General features: G+C 41.5%; 2 protein-coding genes. One reads left to right on the plus strand and one right to left on the minus strand.

The window, feature by feature from the left end:
- On the plus strand, positions 1 to 373 hold a 373-nt coding region (locus AACS18_RS15975), incomplete at its 5' end, for a helix-turn-helix domain-containing protein (RefSeq protein ID WP_146184776.1).
- 332 nt (positions 374 to 705) lie between these two features.
- Here the strand turns inward: AACS18_RS15975 and AACS18_RS15980 are convergent.
- Positions 706 to 1,286 (minus strand): SPASM domain-containing protein (locus AACS18_RS15980; RefSeq protein ID WP_146184777.1); only part of this gene is annotated, 581 nt, incomplete at its 5' end.

Genomic DNA, 1,286 nt, shown 5'->3' on the forward strand with positions numbered 1-1,286 from the left:
TCAGGCCCAGTTTATCGAGCAGCCGGTGCCCGCCTCCACCCGCGATGTCCGGATGAACCAGTTGCTCGATCACCTGCGTGCCCATCTGGCCGAGCCTCACACCCTGGACTCTCTGGCGGCCCATACCCTGATGAGCCGACGCACCTTTACCCGCCGCTTTCATCAGGCTACCGGCCTCTCGGTGGGTGAATGGCTGCTGGCGGAGCGGCTCAGGCGCAGTCAAGAGTTGCTTGAAGTGAGCGGCCATTCCATCGATCGCATCGCCGAGCTGGTCGGCTTCAAGAGTGCCACCTCCCTGCGCAACCACTTCCGCGCCCGCTTTACCATCTCCCCCAGCGAGTGGCGCCGATCTTTTCGCAGCCAAAACCCCTGATACACAGACTCGATGTTTCACGTGGAACGTGGCCAGAAAAACAAAAAGCCGCTCACAGGGAGCGGCTTTTTTATATCGGGCTGACAGTGTAGGATCTCACCATTGTTGATCATCAACATCCATACAAATCAATCATTTACAGACCTTATCACACTAAAAAATCTCATATAGATTGACATGAATTTAAAAAAATCTCATACATCATAAAAACTTTTGTTTTTGAGCATGTTACATGCCACCATAAGTATCATGCCCTGTTTATAAAATGAGATCTTTCTATAAATCTCTCTATATAACGCATGGGATAGATAGTATCTGTTAAAAATTTAATTTCAAATACAATCTTCTCCACTAAAAATACATTCTCTAGCGAAGTCTGTTAAATGACAAAAATAGCTGTTAATTTCCAATGGATTGCCTGTGAGGCTTTCATTGGCATTTCTAACCATGCACATGGTGCAAAAATCTTTATTTTTACATTTAAGACATTTTGGAAAACTATGCTTCCGCAAATTTCTTAAATAATGAATTTTATCTGAATTAAGCCATATATCATGCAGTTTTCTTTCTTTAACATTTGAAATAACATAACTTTGCCATCCTGCACAAGGATATACATCTCCACTTTCAGTTATACATATCGAAGAACTACAAACACTGCATACGAAATCATCACCAGTAATTTCTTTTTTCTTGGAAAAATCTTGTCTCATTCTTATCAAATAATCAGTGTCATTATTTATTTTACTCTTAATGATGCCTTTTACATCACTTGGTGACAAACGACAGCTAAGATTTTCTATACTATGATCATGCCTTGCGATGATGACATAATCATCACTTGCATGAACATTATGCTTTCTAGCCCACAGAACTACATCCCTATAACAATCTTTATTTTGTTGCATAATAG

This window comes from Aeromonas sp. HMWF015, assembly GCF_963878965.1.
GTDB classification, from domain to species: Bacteria; Pseudomonadota; Gammaproteobacteria; order Enterobacterales; family Aeromonadaceae; genus Aeromonas; species Aeromonas veronii.